This window comes from Klebsiella sp. CN_Kp091 (genome assembly GCF_040065095.1).
Lineage (GTDB): Bacteria > Pseudomonadota > Gammaproteobacteria > Enterobacterales > Enterobacteriaceae > Klebsiella > Klebsiella aerogenes.
The window spans coordinates 70,724-85,877 of the sequence record NZ_JBEAIO010000009.1 but is presented as its reverse complement, the minus strand read 5'-3'; the positions used below and the strand labels follow the sequence as shown (position 1 = coordinate 85,877).

At 55.5% G+C, this 15,154-nt stretch carries 15 protein-coding genes and 1 pseudogene; 9 read left to right on the top strand and 7 right to left on the bottom strand.

All coding sequences use genetic code 11. The features are described 5' to 3' along the window. Positions 1 to 58: 58 nt before the first annotated feature. The 9 genes and pseudogenes from ABLV17_RS09690 to mutS all read left to right on the top strand — a co-directional run bounded on the left by ABLV17_RS09690 (position 59) and on the right by mutS (position 8,258). Entirely contained in the window at positions 59 to 1,090 is a 1,032-nt protein-coding gene (locus tag ABLV17_RS09690; RefSeq protein WP_308958032.1) for a ChuX/HutX family heme-like substrate-binding protein, read from the top strand. Next, the gene (locus ABLV17_RS09685) at positions 1,087 to 1,905 is read left to right on the top strand and encodes a hemin ABC transporter substrate-binding protein (protein WP_308958031.1); all 819 of its coding nucleotides are present in this window, start codon (positions 1,087 to 1,089) and stop codon (positions 1,903 to 1,905) included. The genes ABLV17_RS09690 and ABLV17_RS09685 overlap by 4 nt, the downstream gene beginning before the upstream one ends. Continuing rightward, entirely contained in the window at positions 1,905 to 2,900 is a 996-nt protein-coding gene (locus ABLV17_RS09680; RefSeq protein ID WP_308958030.1) for an iron ABC transporter permease, read from the top strand. The genes ABLV17_RS09685 and ABLV17_RS09680 overlap by 1 nt, the downstream gene beginning before the upstream one ends. Then, positions 2,893 to 3,672: a heme ABC transporter ATP-binding protein gene (locus ABLV17_RS09675; protein ID WP_348854223.1), complete on the top strand. Its 780-nt coding sequence runs from the start codon at positions 2,893 to 2,895 to the stop codon at positions 3,670 to 3,672. Before ABLV17_RS09680 ends, ABLV17_RS09675 begins: the two co-directional genes overlap by 8 nt. Before the next feature lie 355 nt (positions 3,673 to 4,027). Beyond that, positions 4,028 to 4,510 carry an Hcp family type VI secretion system effector gene (locus ABLV17_RS09670; protein WP_047044296.1) on the top strand — a complete coding sequence of 161 codons (483 nt, stop codon included), beginning with the start codon at positions 4,028 to 4,030 and terminating at the stop codon, positions 4,508 to 4,510. An 11-nt stretch (positions 4,511 to 4,521) separates the two neighbouring features. After that, entirely contained in the window at positions 4,522 to 4,971 is a 450-nt protein-coding gene (locus tag ABLV17_RS09665) for an STM2901 family protein (protein ID WP_113372921.1), read from the top strand. Beyond that, the gene (locus ABLV17_RS09660) at positions 4,956 to 5,303 is read left to right on the top strand and encodes a DUF1493 family protein (protein WP_088389772.1); all 348 of its coding nucleotides are present in this window, start codon (positions 4,956 to 4,958) and stop codon (positions 5,301 to 5,303) included. Before ABLV17_RS09665 ends, ABLV17_RS09660 begins: the two co-directional genes overlap by 16 nt. A gap of 105 nt (positions 5,304 to 5,408) precedes the next feature. After that, positions 5,409 to 5,516 (top strand): annotated as a pseudogene (hmuV, locus tag ABLV17_RS09655) (hemin ABC transporter ATP-binding subunit); the annotation flags it as partial. Positions 5,517 to 5,696: 180 nt separating this feature from the next. After that, positions 5,697 to 8,258 carry a DNA mismatch repair protein MutS gene (mutS, locus tag ABLV17_RS09650; RefSeq protein WP_308958028.1) on the top strand — a complete coding sequence of 854 codons (2,562 nt, stop codon included), beginning with the start codon at positions 5,697 to 5,699 and terminating at the stop codon, positions 8,256 to 8,258. A 56-nt stretch (positions 8,259 to 8,314) separates the two neighbouring features. On the opposite strand, the gene ABLV17_RS09645 is transcribed toward mutS, so the two are convergent. The 7 genes from ABLV17_RS09645 to ABLV17_RS09615 form a co-directional block, all read right to left on the bottom strand. After that, positions 8,315 to 9,457: a type 1 fimbrial protein gene (locus ABLV17_RS09645; protein WP_213317181.1), complete on the bottom strand. Its 1,143-nt coding sequence runs from the start codon at positions 9,455 to 9,457 to the stop codon at positions 8,315 to 8,317. Positions 9,458 to 9,478: 21 nt separating this feature from the next. Then, entirely contained in the window at positions 9,479 to 10,030 is a 552-nt protein-coding gene (locus tag ABLV17_RS09640; RefSeq protein ID WP_113372924.1) for a fimbrial protein, read from the bottom strand. Positions 10,031 to 10,053: 23 nt separating this feature from the next. After that, the gene (locus tag ABLV17_RS09635; RefSeq protein ID WP_087858568.1) at positions 10,054 to 10,605 is read right to left on the bottom strand and encodes a fimbrial protein; all 552 of its coding nucleotides are present in this window, start codon (positions 10,603 to 10,605) and stop codon (positions 10,054 to 10,056) included. Next, a complete protein-coding gene (locus tag ABLV17_RS09630) occupies positions 10,605 to 13,196 on the bottom strand; it encodes a fimbria/pilus outer membrane usher protein (RefSeq protein WP_308958027.1) in 2,592 nt (863 codons plus the stop codon). Before ABLV17_RS09630 ends, ABLV17_RS09635 begins: the two co-directional genes overlap by 1 nt. Positions 13,197 to 13,234: 38 nt before the next feature. After that, entirely contained in the window at positions 13,235 to 13,921 is a 687-nt protein-coding gene (locus tag ABLV17_RS09625; protein WP_308958026.1) for a fimbria/pilus periplasmic chaperone, read from the bottom strand. A gap of 44 nt (positions 13,922 to 13,965) precedes the next feature. After that, entirely contained in the window at positions 13,966 to 14,502 is a 537-nt protein-coding gene (locus tag ABLV17_RS09620; protein WP_015703287.1) for a hypothetical protein, read from the bottom strand. Between the two features lie 414 nt (positions 14,503 to 14,916). Then, positions 14,917 to 15,153 carry a non-oxidative hydroxyarylic acid decarboxylases subunit D gene (locus ABLV17_RS09615; protein WP_308958025.1) on the bottom strand — a complete coding sequence of 79 codons (237 nt, stop codon included), beginning with the start codon at positions 15,151 to 15,153 and terminating at the stop codon, positions 14,917 to 14,919. Between the last annotated feature and the right edge of the window lies 1 nt (position 15,154).

Below are 15,154 nucleotides of genomic sequence, written 5' to 3'. Positions count from 1 at the left end.
CAAACCTGCCCCCCGGCCCGCGGGCCGGGGAAATTCATCGTAGAGAAGGATGTGAATTATGCAAAACGCACACGACGATCTGTGGCAGCGCTACCAGGCCACCAAAGCCCGCTCCACCGCCAAATATGCCCGCGACATCGCCGCAGAGATGGGAATTAGCGAAGCCGAATTAACCGCCGCGCGCGTCGGTCACGATGCCGTGCGTCTGCACGACGACGTACGGGCGATTATCGCCGCCCTGGAGAGCGTCGGCGAAACCAAATGCATCTGCCGCAACGAATACGCGGTGCACGAGCAGGTCGGCGAATTTACCCATCAGCACCTGAGCGGCCACGCCGGGCTGGTGCTCAACCCGCGGGCGCTCGACCTGCGCCTGTTCCTCAGCCAGTGGTCGAGCGTGTTCCACCTCAACGATAACGGCCGCCAGAGCATTCAGTTCTTCGACCCGCACGGCGACGCGCTGCTAAAGGTCTATGCCACCGGGAAAACCGATATGGCGGCATGGCAAACGCTGGTAGCCAAATTCAGCGAGACGGCGCCCGGCGCGCTGACGATTCGCCCGGCCGACCGCGTAAAGTACGCCGACTCCGCCGACGCCGCGGCGCTGGAAAACGAGTGGCGCGCGATGACCGATGTGCACCAGTTCTTCGGTCTGCTGCGTAAACACAATCTTTCCCGTCAGCAGGCCTTCCGCCTGGTGAGCGACGATCTGGCCTGCCGCATTGACAATAATGCGCTGCCGGGACTGCTGGAAACGGTGCGCCAGGACGGCAATGAAATCATGATCTTCGTCGGCAACCGCGGCTGCGTGCAGATCTTCACCGGCGCGCTGGAAAAGCTGGCGCCGATGCGCGGCTGGATCAACATCTTCAACAGCGCCTTTACCCTGCATCTGCGCGAAGACAGCGTGGATGAAATCTGGGTCACCCGTAAACCGACCTCCGATGGCCACGTCACCAGCGTCGAACTGTTTGCCAAAGACGGTACGCAAATCGCCCAGCTGTACGGCCAGCGCAGCGAAGGCCACCCGGAGCAAGAACAGTGGCGCGCGCAGGTGGCGCGTCTGTGCGCGGAAGGGCAGCCGGCATGAAACGTTGGTTAATACTGCTTGCCGCACTGCCGCTGTTCGCCAGCGCGGCCGCCGACAGGGTAATCTCCCTCGGCGGCGACGTCACCGAAATTGTCTATGCGCTGAACGCCGGGCAGCAGTTGGTGGCGAAGGACAGCACCAGCACCTGGCCTGCCGCCGCGCAGAAGCTGCCGGACATCGGCTATCTACGGCAGTTAAACGCCGAGGGGATCCTCTCCTTACGCCCGCAGCTGGTACTGGCCAGCGCGCAGGCGCAGCCGTCGCTGGTGCTGCAGAAAGTGCAGGACAGCAAGGTGACGGTCGTCAACGTGCCGGGCGGCGATAACCTTGCCGCCATCGATAACAAAATCGCCGTTATCGCCAAAGCATTAGGCAAAAAACCGGCGGGCGACGTACTGCGCCAGCAGGTCCAGCAGCAGATAGCCGCCCTTCCCACACAGCCTATCGCCAAACGGGTACTGTTTATCCTCAGCCACGGCGGGATGAATACCATGGTGGCCGGGCAGCACACCGCCGCCGATGGCGCGATCCGCGCCGCCGGGCTGCAAAACGCGATGCAGGGCTTTGACCACTATCGCGCGATGTCACAGGAAGGCGTGGCCGCAAGCCAGGCGGATCTGGTGGTGATTTCCGCCGATGGTCTCAAGGGGATGGGCGGCGAAAGCGGGTTATGGAAATTGCCCGGTCTGGCGCAAACGCCCGCTGGCCGCCATAAACAACTACTGGCGATCGACGATATGGCCCTGCTCGGCTTCGGCCCGCGTACGCCGCAGGCGCTCCTCGAACTGCGGAAAAAAGCGGAGCAGCTGCCCTGATGCGCCCTGCCCTCGTTCGCCATTTGCTGTTGATGGCGCTGCTGCTGGTCGTCTTGACGCTCTACGCCACCACCCTCGGCGCAATGCGATTGCCATTGATCAACCTGCTGCCCTCCGGCGATGAAATCCTGCGCCATATCTGGCTGACGATCCGTCTGCCGCGAGTGCTGCTGGCGCTGCTGGTCGGCGCCGCGCTGGCGCTGTCCGGCTGCGTGATGCAGGGGCTGTTTCGCAACCCGCTCGCCGACCCGGGGCTTCTGGGCATCAGCAGCGGCGCGGCGCTGGCGGTGGCCTGCTGGCTGGTGCTGCCGCTCAGCGTGCCGGCGCTGTTAGCCCTGTATATGCCGATGCTGGCGGCGTTTATCGGCAGCCTGGCGGTGATGGCAGTGATTTTTATCCTCAGCCGCGCAGGTGACGGTTCGCTGTCGCGGCTGCTGCTGGTGGGGATCGCCATCAACGCCTTATGCGGCGCGCTGGTCGGCGTGCTGGCCTGGCTAAGCAACGATGCTCAGCTACGTCAGCTGTCGCTGTGGGGGATGGGAAGCCTCGGCCAGGCCGAATGGCCGACGCTGCTGGTGGCGGCTAGCTTGATTATTCCGGCGTCAATAGCGGTGTGGTGGATGGCGTCACGCCTTAACCTGCTGCAACTCGGTGATGAAGAGGCGCACTACCTCGGCGTTAACGTGCGGGCGCTGCAACGGCTGCTGTTGTTATGTAGCGCGGTGCTGGTTGCCGCGGCGGTGGCGATAAGCGGCGTCATCGGTTTTATCGGCCTGGTGGTGCCGCATCTGATGCGACTGTGGCTGGGGGCGGACCACCGCGGTCTCATCCCCGGCTCGCTGCTGGCGGGCGCGATTCTGCTGCTGATTGCCGATACCCTGGCGCGCACCGTCGCCGCGCCGGCGGAGATGCCGGTAGGGCTGCTGACCAGCCTGTTGGGCGCGCCGTGGTTCCTGTGGTTGATATTTCGTCGGGAGAAACCAATCCATGGATAAAGACTATCGGGCGCAAGGGCTGTCGCTGCGGCTCGGCCAACGACAGGTGATTGACCAGGTTTCGCTGACGCTTCGCGGCGGCGAGATGACCGCGCTGATCGGCCCGAACGGCGCGGGAAAATCCACCCTGCTGCGGCTGCTAACCGGCTTCCTTACCCCGGACAGCGGCGAACGCATGATGGACGGCAAAGCGCTGGAGCGTTGGTCGCCGCAGGCGCTATCGCGCCGCCGGGCGGTGATGTTGCAGCGCACTCCACTCCAGGCCGACTGGACGGTGGAAACGGTTATCGCCATGGGGCGCTCGCCATGGGAAGCGACCGCCAGTCCGCAGACTCTGCGCGATATTATGGCGGAAACCGGCTGCGATCATTTGCGTGGCAGGCGCTATCCGTCGCTTTCCGGCGGCGAGCAGCAGCGGGTACAGCTGGCCCGCTGTCTCGCGCAGCTTTGGCAAAACGGCGCGCCGCAGGGCTGGCTGTTTCTGGACGAACCTACCTCGGCGCTGGACCTCTATTACCAGCAACATCTGTTACGCCTGCTCAAGCGTCTGACCGCTACCGGCCAGCTACATGTCTGCGTGGTGCTGCACGATCTCAACCTCGCCGCCCTGTGGGCCGACCAGATTCTGCTGCTACACCAGGGACAGGTGGTGGCGCAGGGCACGCCGCGTCAGGTTATCCAGCAGGATATCATTAGCCGCTGGTACGGCGCGGACGTGCGCCTCGGCCAGCATCCGGAAAAAGCGATTCCGCAGGTTTATCTGGCGCCCTGAACGTCACGCGCGGCCAGCTTAGCGATGGCCGCGCGTTCGAGAAGTGGAATCAGGATCGCTGCATCTACTTCGTCACTTTCCCTCAAATGCCTATCTCCGTTATCATGTCTTCCTCATGCGATAACGACGACAATAACAAAATCGCACTCCATTAAAAATCAGGGACCTGGATAACACCCTATGAGCACAATCGACAATTTAGACGCCCATACCCCGATGATGCAGCAGTACCATTTTTCAGTGATTAAATTGTTGAAACTGAGGAACAAAAAAACCACACATTGGTTATTTACTCACCTTCACTCAATAGATAAACTATTTACAGGGATTTATAAAAATATAAGGAAATAAGGACATGGCTATTCCCGGTAATATGTGGCTCTATGACGATGGCGGAGCACTAATCAAAGGTGGCTGTGATGTTGCAGACAGGGAGTTCAGTATAGAGTTTAAAGGGTTTCACCATAATCTCTCCATTCCCACTGATAATTCCACTGGCAAACCTACTGGCACTCGTCAGCATTCTCCAATGATCATCGTTAAAGAATTCGACTATTCCAGCCCATACCTATACAAAGCAGTTGCTACTGGTCAAAACCTGAAATCTGCCGAAATTAAATGGTACAAAATCAACGATTCTGGTCAGGAAGTGGAATACTTCAATATGCTACTTGAAGGAGTTCGAATCGTATCAATCTCCCCTACGATGGCTTCCCCAGAGGACAAGAACAACAACCATCTTGAATCTGTGGAGCTAAGATACGAGAAAATCACCTGGAAACATTGTGATGGAAACATAATTTTCACAGATGCCTGGAATGAACGACAAACAGCCTAACAGGTGATTGAATGGATACGACAGAAGAACTAAACGGAACCTACTTCTACCACGGACAATCGAACCTGTCAGCAGGTGAACTATTTGATGTGATTTTCCTTGAGCAATTTTGTGATGAACTTGAAATTGGCATTGAGTCAGGTGCTGCTATCCTCGCTGGGCAACCGTGGTTAAAAACCAGAACGAAACCGGGAGAGGCAATCAAAGGGACAAGTGTTATTTCCAGGTATGGGAGAATGCTTTTACGAAATGCACGAACTCCTTTTGGTATTAGAGTTCCAACACCAGTTGGTGTAAGAATGCGAAAAACAAATAATCTTGCCGCAGTCATAGCACGATATGTTCCGTGGTTAGGCTGGGTTGGTCTTGTGAATTCAATTTACCAAGTATCAAGGAAAACTCAGGCCAAATACAACCTCATAGCACGCCCTAAAGATCGTATACAATGGACATCCTTTTGATGGATACAATTCAACAAGAGGTATTAGCACTTTTCCGTGAAGAGATCCCCGGATATTTAGACAGCAATTGGAAAGAAATCCCTTTAGAACTTGATTCTGATTTATTTGAAGCTCCCGGTGATGACCTGCATGAAGCTTTGAATAAATTTGAAAAAAAATTTAATATAGATTTATCAGAAATTAAATGGTCGTATTATTTCCCTTGGGAAAATACTCCACTACTAACACGGTGGTTTAAATTAAAACGGGAAGATGTAGAACGAAATCGCAAACCTTTAACAATCAGAATGTTTTCGGAATCAGCGAAAGCTGGAAAGTGGCTTTATGACTGATATAAATATAACATATTAATCAGAGGTGGATATGTAAGCATCCCAGCTTCAGTTCCATGCACTTTTTGAGTGTTCCGGTTTTTCAGCCATCAGCCGGTACTCTTCCCGCATCAGGTTATCCAGCAGGAAATCATTAGCCGCTGGTACGGCGCGGACGTGCGCCTCGGCCAGCACCCGGAAAAAGCGATTCCACAGGTTTATCTGGCGCCCTGAACGTCACGCGCGGCCAGCTTAGGGAGGGCCGCACGTCTGAGAAGTGGAATCAGGATCGCTGCGTCCACTTCGTCACTTTCCCTCAAATGCCTATCTCCGTTATCATGTCTTCCTCATGCGATAACGACGACAATAACAAAATCGCACTCCATTAAAAATCAGGGACCTGGATAACACCCTATGAGCACAATCGACAATTTAGACGCCCATACCCCGATGATGCAGCAGTACCTGAAGCTGAAGGCTCAGCATCCGGAGATCCTGCTGTTTTACCGGATGGGCGACTTTTACGAGCTGTTTTATGACGACGCTAAACGCGCCTCGCAGCTGCTCGATATCTCGCTGACCAAACGCGGCGCTTCCGCGGGCGAACCGATTCCCATGGCCGGCATCCCCCACCACGCGGTGGAAAACTATCTGGCTAAACTGGTGAATCAGGGCGAGTCGGTCGCGATTTGCGAACAGATTGGCGATCCGGCTACCACCAAAGGGCCGGTAGAACGCAAAGTGGTACGCATCGTCACGCCGGGCACCATCAGCGATGAAGCGCTGCTGCAGGAGCGTCAGGACAACCTGCTGGCCGCCATCTGGCAGGACAGCAAGGGCTTCGGCTACGCGACGCTGGATATCAGCTCCGGGCGCTTTCGCCTGAGCGAACCGGCCGACCGCGAGACCATGGCGGCGGAACTACAACGTACCAATCCGGCGGAACTGCTGTATGCGGAAGATTTTGCCGAATCTTCACTGATTGAAGGCCGCCGCGGCCTGCGCCGTCGCCCGCTATGGGAGTTCGAAATCGACACCGCGCGCCAGCAGCTCAACCTGCAGTTCGGCACCCGCGATCTGGTGGGCTTCGGCGTTGAAAACGCCCCGCGCGGGCTGTGCGCCGCCGGCTGCCTGTTGCAGTACGTCAAAGATACCCAGCGCACCTCGCTGCCGCACATTCGTTCCATCACCATGGAACGCCAGCAGGACAGCATCATTATGGATGCCGCCACCCGTCGCAATCTGGAGATCACCCAGAATCTCGCCGGCGGCGTTGATAACACTCTTGCCTCGGTACTCGACTGCACGGTCACGCCGATGGGCAGCCGCATGCTCAAACGCTGGCTGCATATGCCGGTACGCGATACCGCGGTGCTGGTTGAACGCCAACAAACAATTGGCGCCTTACAAGAACGCTATACCGAGCTGCAGCCGGTGCTGCGTCAGGTCGGCGATCTCGAGCGTATTCTGGCGCGTCTGGCGCTGCGTACCGCCCGCCCGCGCGATTTAGCCCGTATGCGTCATGCCTTCCAGCAGTTGCCGCTGCTGCGCGAGCTGCTGGCCGACGTTGACTGTCAGCCGGTGCAACAGCTGCGCGAGAAAATGGGCGAGTTCGCCGAGCTACGCGAATTGCTGGAACGCGCGATCATCGACGCGCCGCCAGTGCTGGTGCGTGACGGCGGCGTTATCGCTCCGGGTTATAATGAAGAGCTGGATGAGTGGCGAGCGCTGGCCGATGGCGCGACCGATTATCTCGACAAACTGGAAATCCGCGAACGTGAGCGCCTGGGCCTTGATACCCTGAAGGTCGGCTACAATGCCGTTCACGGTTACTACATCCAGATCAGCCGCGGCCAGAGCCAGCATGCGCCGATTCACTACGTGCGCCGCCAGACGCTGAAAAACGCCGAGCGCTACATTATTCCGGAACTGAAGGAATACGAAGATAAGGTCCTGACTTCAAAAGGCAAGGCGCTGGCGCTGGAAAAACAGCTCTATGACGACCTGTTCGAAAAGCTGCTGCCGCATCTGGCCGACTTACAAATCAGCGCCAGCGCGCTGGCCGAGCTGGACGTACTGGTGAACCTCGCGGAACGCGCGGAAACCCTCAACTACTGCTGCCCGACCTTTATCGATAAACCCGGCATTCGCATTACCGAAGGCCGTCACCCGGTAGTGGAACAGGTACTGAAAGAGCCGTTTATCGCCAACCCGCTGCAGCTGGCGCCGCAGCGCCGCATGCTGATCATCACCGGGCCCAATATGGGCGGTAAAAGTACCTATATGCGCCAGACCGCGCTGATTGCGCTGCTGGCCTATATCGGCAGCTACGTGCCGGCGCAGAAGGTAGAAATTGGCCCGATCGACCGCATCTTTACCCGCGTCGGCGCGGCGGATGACCTGGCGAGCGGCCGTTCCACCTTCATGGTGGAGATGACCGAAACCGCCAATATTCTGCACAACGCCACCGAACACAGCCTGGTGCTGATGGACGAGATCGGCCGCGGTACGTCTACCTACGACGGTCTGTCGCTGGCGTGGGCCTGCGCGGAGAATCTGGCAAATAAGATCAAAGCGTTGACCCTGTTCGCTACCCACTACTTCGAGCTCACCCAGTTGCCGGAAAAAATGGAAGGCCTGGCCAACGTGCACCTCGATGCGCTGGAGCACGGCGATACCATCGCCTTTATGCACAGCGTGCAGGACGGCGCGGCCAGCAAGAGCTATGGCCTGGCGGTCGCCGCGCTGGCAGGGGTGCCGAAAGAAGTGATCAAACGCGCGCGACAGAAACTGCGCGAGCTGGAGAGCATTTCGCCAAATGCCGCCGCCACGCAGGTTGATGGTACGCAGATGTCGCTGCTCTCCGCGCCGGAAGAGACCTCACCGGCGCTGGAAGCGCTGGAGAATCTTGACCCGGATTCACTGAGCCCGCGTCAGGCGCTGGAGTGGATTTACCGCCTGAAAAGCCTGGTGTAATTAGCCGCTAAATTGCAAAAAGCCTGGCGTCATCGTCAGGCTTTTTGTTTTTAGCATCAGTTATATTGCAGGGTGATCGTCCCGGTGGCATTGGCGGTACCGGGGGTAATGGTTTCCCCTATTTTATGGTAGTTAGCCCGGAAGGTCAGAGTTTCATTGGCGGAAGCGCCGCCAGGGTTGGTCGCGTCAGCATAGGTACTAGCCGTGCCGGTATCACCGGAAAAGGGAGTAGCGCCATCAGCGTCGGTCCCCGCAGACCAGGTTGAAGTGTCGCTGCGCTTTGAGTAAAAGATCGGTACCGTCTGGCCTGCGCTCATCAACACATAGAATCCGCCATTGGGAAGTTTTCTTTCCAGCTGTACCCCCACCCCCGTCGCCGTACTCCCGTCGCCATTATCGGATAGCGCAATAGTTGAGTTATCGCCGGACACCGTCGCCGCATTCATGGTCATCGAGACATTGGTTCCCGGCTCGCAGGTCAGATTGACGTTTTTTTCCGGACCGGAATAGACGTAGCCGGTACTATCAAATGCCGACACTTCGACATCCCCCATTGGGAAGTTGAGACTCGCCACATCCGCCGTACAGCCCATCGCATGTACTTCAACCGTGGTGGTCGACAGCGTCAGCGTGGAGGCGATGTCGCCATCACTGCTATCAATACTCTGCGTTTCGCGATAGTCGACCCGCGCCAGCGGGCTCGGTACGTTAAACGTGCCGCTGGTTATCGGCCCGCCGGTGGCGATAATTTGCACCCGATAAGCGGAATTGTTGAGGGTGTGGTCGGAGCCCGCCCCGGCATCGTGTTCCTGCCAGCTGTTATCGATCGCCCGTTCGTCATCAAACGGACCCGCCTGATTAATGGTATAGACGCGAATACCGAGCCCGGTGGCGGTTGAGCCATTACTCAGCGGATAAACATTATCCTGCAGCGGGCTGGCAGTGGTTAACGCGCCGGCGTAGTGAAAGCCGACGTAATAGGTCCCCGCACAGTTCTTGATGGTTGTCGTGCCGCCGGACATATATCCGGAGTCATAAAGGATCTCGCCCGGCGCATAATTTTTACTGGAGACCAGTAGCTGCTGCGGCATCGCAACATAAGATTGCGATGGCGTGTCGTCGATACGATGACAAACCGCCTGGGCCGCCAGCGGAAACAGCCCCAACAATAACAGGGTGGCATATAAAAATTTTAACACGTTGTTTGCCTTAAATCGGGGTTAGTTATAGGTCACGTTCAACGTGACCGCGGAGCTGAATTTACCCGCCGTTGGGGCGCCATGAGGGGTGTACATGCGGGCAATAAATTTCAATGCGCCCGCGCCATTTTCAATGGGTACCGGATAACTCACCCCATTGGCCAGCGCCACGTGGATAGCTGGATAATCGAACAACTGCAATCCAACATCGGTAGCGCCATCGGCATCAGGCGTCACCTGATTGGCATAAATGACCGAGCCATAGGTCGGGTCTTCGGAATAGGGCGTGCCGGTGAAAGTAACGGTGGCCTGGCTGATTTCAGCAGTACAGCTGTCAAAACTGATGGTGACTGGAACGTTGCCGGTGTTACCGCCGGCAACAGAAAAGTCTCCTTTATAGTATTTCCCCAGATCTACGGTTTCAGGAGTGGTGACATTACAGGTCCCTGCGGCAATCCTGCCGTGAAAGGTAATATCACGTGTCTGCTGGAGATTATTATCCCGAGCCAGAGCTGGCATTGCGCTAACCAGCATCCCCGTTAAAAACAGAACAGCATATAAAAATTTTGACATCTCTCCTGCCTTTTATCAGGTAACTAGTTATAAACAACGTTCAGGGTGACGACGCTCTGGAACTCCCCGGTACCGGGGTTGTGGCCTGGGGTTGCCATTCTTGCGACAAAAATTATCTCACCGGCATGACTGTCTGACTCGAGAGTGACGTCATGACTCTGCCCGTTAGACATTTGCCAGTGATCCGCATCGGTTAATAATTCCAGTGCAACATCGGTTGCCCCGCCCCCCTCTGCCGTAATCCCGTTGGCAAAATAGAATGGCTGGGTTCCATCTACGGCACCGGTAAACGCTACCGTCGCTTTAGTCAGCGAGGGAGAACAGTTAGTGAAAGAGACGGTGAACGGGACATTGTCCGTGCTATCGCCCTCATTAATAAAATCCGTTGGCAGATAGGTTCCCAGTTCAACGGTCGCGGGATAGCTAACATTACAGCTGCCTGCCACAATATTCCCCGTGACGCTGAAGTTAATGACATCCTGTGTGTTGTACGCCAGCGCAGACGGCAGCCCGGCAACGAAGAGCAGGCCCGTCGCCGCCATGCGTCGGACGGTAGCAAAATGAAAGCGTGACATCAGTGAGCCCCCGGGACGGGATGACATATCCCGTTGATAAACAGAATATCGGCCTGCGACTTCGCACCCGCCAGTGAGTAGTCAACGGCACACTGTTTGTTCGCCCCGTCGCCCCACTTGACCATCAGTTGCCCTTTATCGGCGAGACCAACCAGGTACACTTCGCCACTGTCGCCGACGATGCTGCTGCGGGTGTCGTCCGAATCATCACTGGTTTGCGTGACTACCGCGCCGAACGGCACCGGCTTACCGTTGAAGATCAACGTCATCATCGCCTTCCGGCCAATCCAGGTGTTGTACTTCACGCGGACCACCGCGCCTTTGGTCGGCACCACGGTTTTGGCGACGTTATCAATGGCCGCAGTGGCATCGCTGGCCTCCACGGTATTGAGCGAAATCTGGTTACTGTGGTACGGACGCACGTACGGCACAATCGCATTACCAAAGTAGTCGGTATGGACGTTAGTCTGGCCATTGATCGGCACCCCGGAGACGCCCGGCGTTTCCACCAGCGCTACGCTGTCATTCAACTGACGGGCCAGGGTAATACCGCCGCTGTGAACCACCATTCCGCCGCGCAGGCTATAGTTCAGACGACGGCTGTAGTCGTCGTAGCTGTAACCGGCGGACACATCGGCATACGAGCTCTGGTAGCCGACGGTAACGTTGCCGTTGGTCGCTTCTGCATCGGCGTTATAGCCTTCCGATACCTGCCAGTTGAGCTGGTTTTGCTGCATTGCGGTGCCGGAAATACCGATGTTATGCGTGGTATCGCCGTGTTTGCTGCTGTTCATCGAGTAGTTAGCCGAAATCGACTGCGCCGCTTCACTATTGCTGAAGGCGCTAAACGGTATGCTGAAGTTAAGCGAGAAGACGTTATCGTCATCGTATTCATCAGAATCGTTGCCATAACCGCCATCAACGTTTTTCGTGTGCGCATAGTTCAGCGAGTACGATACCGGCCCCAGCGTGCTGCTGAAGCCGAGGTTCAGCGAGTCGGCGTGCTGGCTGTTCCAGTAGGAGGCGTCATACATGGTCAGGGATAACGTACCGAAAGGCAGCGTCTGCGAGATAGTCACGTCGAAACGGTTACGTTCGCGACCGTTATCGATGGCGCTGTTGCCCGGGTCCCAATCATTGAGGAAATCCTGGAACGACAGATAACCGCGGGTTGAGAATTTGTAGCCAGCCACCGCAATATCGGTGTTGGTCTGCTGCAGCGTCTTGCTGTAGCGCACGCGGTACGACTGGCCGCTATGGTGTTCCATCTGCCGTATATTGTCCGGCTGCGGGACATCCGCCCACGACTGTGAAATATCAAAAGAGAGCGCACCGGCGCTGCCGAGGTTAAAACCGGTACCGGCAATCAGGTTGGAGTATTTGTCTTCCGCCTGAATATAGCCGCCGTACAGCGTCACGCCTTTGCCGACGCCCCAGGCCGCCGATCCCTGGACAAAGTTAAAGTCTTCCGCCCGCGAATCCGAGCCGTCCTGGCGGGTTTTACCCGCCACCAGGCCATACTGCACCTGTCCTTCGCGCTGTAGCACCGGCAATGTGGCGTAAGGGACGATGAAGCTACTTTGCGAACCATCAGACTCCTTGATCACCACTTTCAGGTCGCCGGAGCTACCGGTCGGGTACATATCGCTGAATTCGAATGGCCCCGGCGGCACCGTAGCCTTATAGATGCTGTGTCCGTTCTGGTACACCGTGACCTCGGCGTTGCTGCGGGCGATACCGCGGATCACCGGCGCGAAGCCCTGCATGCTGTCCGGCTTCATATCATTATCGGAATACATCTGTACCCCGGTAAAACCCACGCTATCGAACACACCGCCGCGGGTGGTGCCCTGCCCGAGAACCAGTTGGCTTTTCAGAGATTTAATATCGCGGGAAGCGTAGGTGTACACCGAATCCCACTCACTTTCGGATTCAGAGTGGCTGTAGGTGGAATAGTTACGCAAACGCCACGCCCCCAGGTTCAGCCCCGGCTGTAGGCTGACGAACTGGTTGCTACTGTCCACGCCATTACGGTGGTGCAAATCCTGCTGACCAGAGACGCTGTAGTTAAGCAAACCGGCGGCAATACCTTCATCCCATCGCTCTGGCGAAACGTAGCCACGGGCGGTGTTGAGCAGGGCAACCTGCGGGATAGTGAGATCAAAGCGCTGATTCGCCAGATCCATTTTCTGTTCCAGACCCGGAATAGCCTGCAGGCTGGCGCACTCTCTGGCTTTGTCCTGTTCGCTAAAGTAGTTATCGACCCGCACATTCCAGGCTTTCAGCTCAGACACGCTCAGGCACGCTCCAACAACCTGCCCGGCGGTGGTGTTTTTGTCGTCCGACAGCTTGCGAAAGGAAATGGTTTTAGTATCCACCAGGCTACCGTTGATATAAATATCGACGTTATAGTCACCAGGCGGTACCTCATCTTTGGCAAACAGACTGAGATCCATCATTGGCCTCTCTGTACTATCCGTTTCCAAAAGACGAGGGTTAAAATGTTCCTGAGCATTGGTGCTGAAAGAACTGAAGGCAATACTGAGCCCCAGCCCTAAAGAAAGGACATAGGTATGCTTAACTTTTTCCATTATTACCCTGTATCCGTACGGGATACGTACCGTGCCGATTAATATGAAGAGACTTTGTCCTGACCTTTCACGCCGTAATCATTAATCAGCGACCAGGTCACTTTGCCGTGGGAGGGGATCTTCCCTTCGGAAATATTCAGCGTGGAGAACGGTGCGACAAAATATTGGCCGCTGAGCGCATGATTATTAATTTCTATGCGGGAGAAGTTCATATAAAACGGCGTCGGGTTATTGATCTGCACACCGCCGGCAGCCGGCTTCCATACCACTTTATTTGCACTGCTTTCCGGCGACTGGCTTTTGAGCGCAACCGGGCGATAGATCAGCTTAATTTTCGAATTGATGGCAATCTGCATGGTATTTTTGCCAGCAGAACTATCATCCGTAGCGGGAATACCTTTTACGTTTAGCCACAATAATGATTCGCGATCTTCCGCAACCGGCATCCCTGAACGAACAATACGGATCGACGCTTTTTTCCCGGCTTCGAGGCGAAACAGCGGCGGCGTAATAATCATAGTTTCTTTTTTCAGCGCGCTACCTTCGGCGGGACTGACCCAGGATTGCACAAGATTGGTAACTTTGTCCGAGTTTTCCACGGATAACGAGGCGGCCTGATGGGAGCCGTCAAAAATCACCCGCGTTCCGCCGGTAACGATACTGGCAGACGCATTCAGGCTGGCAACGGCGGCCACACAAAAAACAAAAGCTGCGATGGGTTTCATTATGCACTCACAAAAATATAAGGAGGGTTTCCCCTCCTTCAGGATTAGTTATAACGGACGTTATAGGTCACGACGGACTGAACCGTACCAGCAACAGCCTGATCAACAGCAATCATCGATGCGGTGTAGGTCTCGGTAGCAGAGCCAGAGTCCAGGGTAATAGGATCGTTGTCTGCATTGTTCTTCACGATGGTGCCATTAGAACCGCCTTGCTTCAGTTGAACGGCAACGTTTTGTGCAGCAGTGACACCAACCCCACTGGCAGTATTCGCGAAGTACGAGTCATCACCAGCCACCGGGTCAACCGGCGCAGAGAAGACAATATTGACATTGGACGCAGTCGGGCACTGGTCCAGATTAAAAACGAACTGTTTCGGCGCGCCGAGGTCACCTTTTGCTACCAAATCAGTTGCTGCCACGCTGCCCAGTTCAACGGTTGCATCCGGAGTACCGCCATCAACAGTGATATTGCAACCCGTCTCCAGCACTTCACCGTTAAAGGTAATGGTGTTAGATGCCATCGCTGCCGCGCTCATGCCAAAAGTCAGAACCAGAGCTGCGCCGATTTTAGTAAGTTTCATTCTTTAATATCCCAATAAAAATAATAAACATCGCAATTATTAACGCTGTCATCATGACAATCGAAAAGCATTATCACCAAACGCCCATTAAATAATGCACGTTCAGTGATAATGCTTATTAACTCGCTTCGACAAAAATGGGCGTTAATATGTATTTCTAAATACTCGTTCGAGTCCATATTTAGACTACAAGATATTTACAGATTGATTCAAACTGGATGTATTTAATTAAAAACTTACGGAGGGTTGACTGTTTGAAAAAACGACCAGGGAGAAGCAAAAATGAGTAATGATAGCTGACAAGATGTGAATTATAACCATTAATGATTACGTCATTAGTTATAATATAATTGAAAATACTTGTCACGCCCTTTAATTCTACATAAAAAGGCCCGGAATATCCGGGCCAGTCATTTAACGCTTATCTTCCGGTAATAGCGGCGGTACGTGCGGTACCTGCGGCGCCTCATCAATATCTTTCTGCGTCATGCGAAACGCTTGCGGATAATGTTCGCGGCTGGTACGACGCAGCGGTTCGGTATTACGCCAGGTATAGAGGCAGTGCTGGCACTGATAAACGATCCATACCCCTTTTACCGGCGACGTCGCCATCACTTCAATCTGTTCATCAGCGCAACGTGGACAAATCATC

What these genes read in the sequence shown, in the direction of transcription:
- ABLV17_RS09690 (WP_308958032.1), top strand. Translation starts at nt 59, where the DNA reads ATGCAAAACGCACACGACGATCTGTGGCAGCGCTACCAGGCCACCAAA.
- ABLV17_RS09685 (WP_308958031.1), top strand. Translation starts at nt 1,087, where the DNA reads ATGAAACGTTGGTTAATACTGCTTGCCGCACTGCCGCTGTTCGCCAGC.
- ABLV17_RS09680 (WP_308958030.1), top strand. Translation starts at nt 1,905, where the DNA reads ATGCGCCCTGCCCTCGTTCGCCATTTGCTGTTGATGGCGCTGCTGCTG.
- ABLV17_RS09675 (WP_348854223.1), top strand. Translation starts at nt 2,893, where the DNA reads ATGGATAAAGACTATCGGGCGCAAGGGCTGTCGCTGCGGCTCGGCCAA.
- ABLV17_RS09670 (WP_047044296.1), top strand. Translation starts at nt 4,028, where the DNA reads ATGGCTATTCCCGGTAATATGTGGCTCTATGACGATGGCGGAGCACTA.
- ABLV17_RS09665 (WP_113372921.1), top strand. Translation starts at nt 4,522, where the DNA reads ATGGATACGACAGAAGAACTAAACGGAACCTACTTCTACCACGGACAA.
- ABLV17_RS09660 (WP_088389772.1), top strand. Translation starts at nt 4,956, where the DNA reads ATGGACATCCTTTTGATGGATACAATTCAACAAGAGGTATTAGCACTT.
- mutS (WP_308958028.1), top strand. Translation starts at nt 5,697, where the DNA reads ATGAGCACAATCGACAATTTAGACGCCCATACCCCGATGATGCAGCAG.
- ABLV17_RS09640 (WP_113372924.1), bottom strand. Translation starts at nt 10,030, where the DNA reads ATGTCAAAATTTTTATATGCTGTTCTGTTTTTAACGGGGATGCTGGTT.
- ABLV17_RS09635 (WP_087858568.1), bottom strand. Translation starts at nt 10,605, where the DNA reads ATGTCACGCTTTCATTTTGCTACCGTCCGACGCATGGCGGCGACGGGC.
- ABLV17_RS09630 (WP_308958027.1), bottom strand. Translation starts at nt 13,196, where the DNA reads ATGGAAAAAGTTAAGCATACCTATGTCCTTTCTTTAGGGCTGGGGCTC.
- ABLV17_RS09625 (WP_308958026.1), bottom strand. Translation starts at nt 13,921, where the DNA reads ATGAAACCCATCGCAGCTTTTGTTTTTTGTGTGGCCGCCGTTGCCAGC.
- ABLV17_RS09620 (WP_015703287.1), bottom strand. Translation starts at nt 14,502, where the DNA reads ATGAAACTTACTAAAATCGGCGCAGCTCTGGTTCTGACTTTTGGCATG.
- ABLV17_RS09615 (WP_308958025.1), bottom strand. Translation starts at nt 15,153, where the DNA reads ATGATTTGTCCACGTTGCGCTGATGAACAGATTGAAGTGATGGCGACG.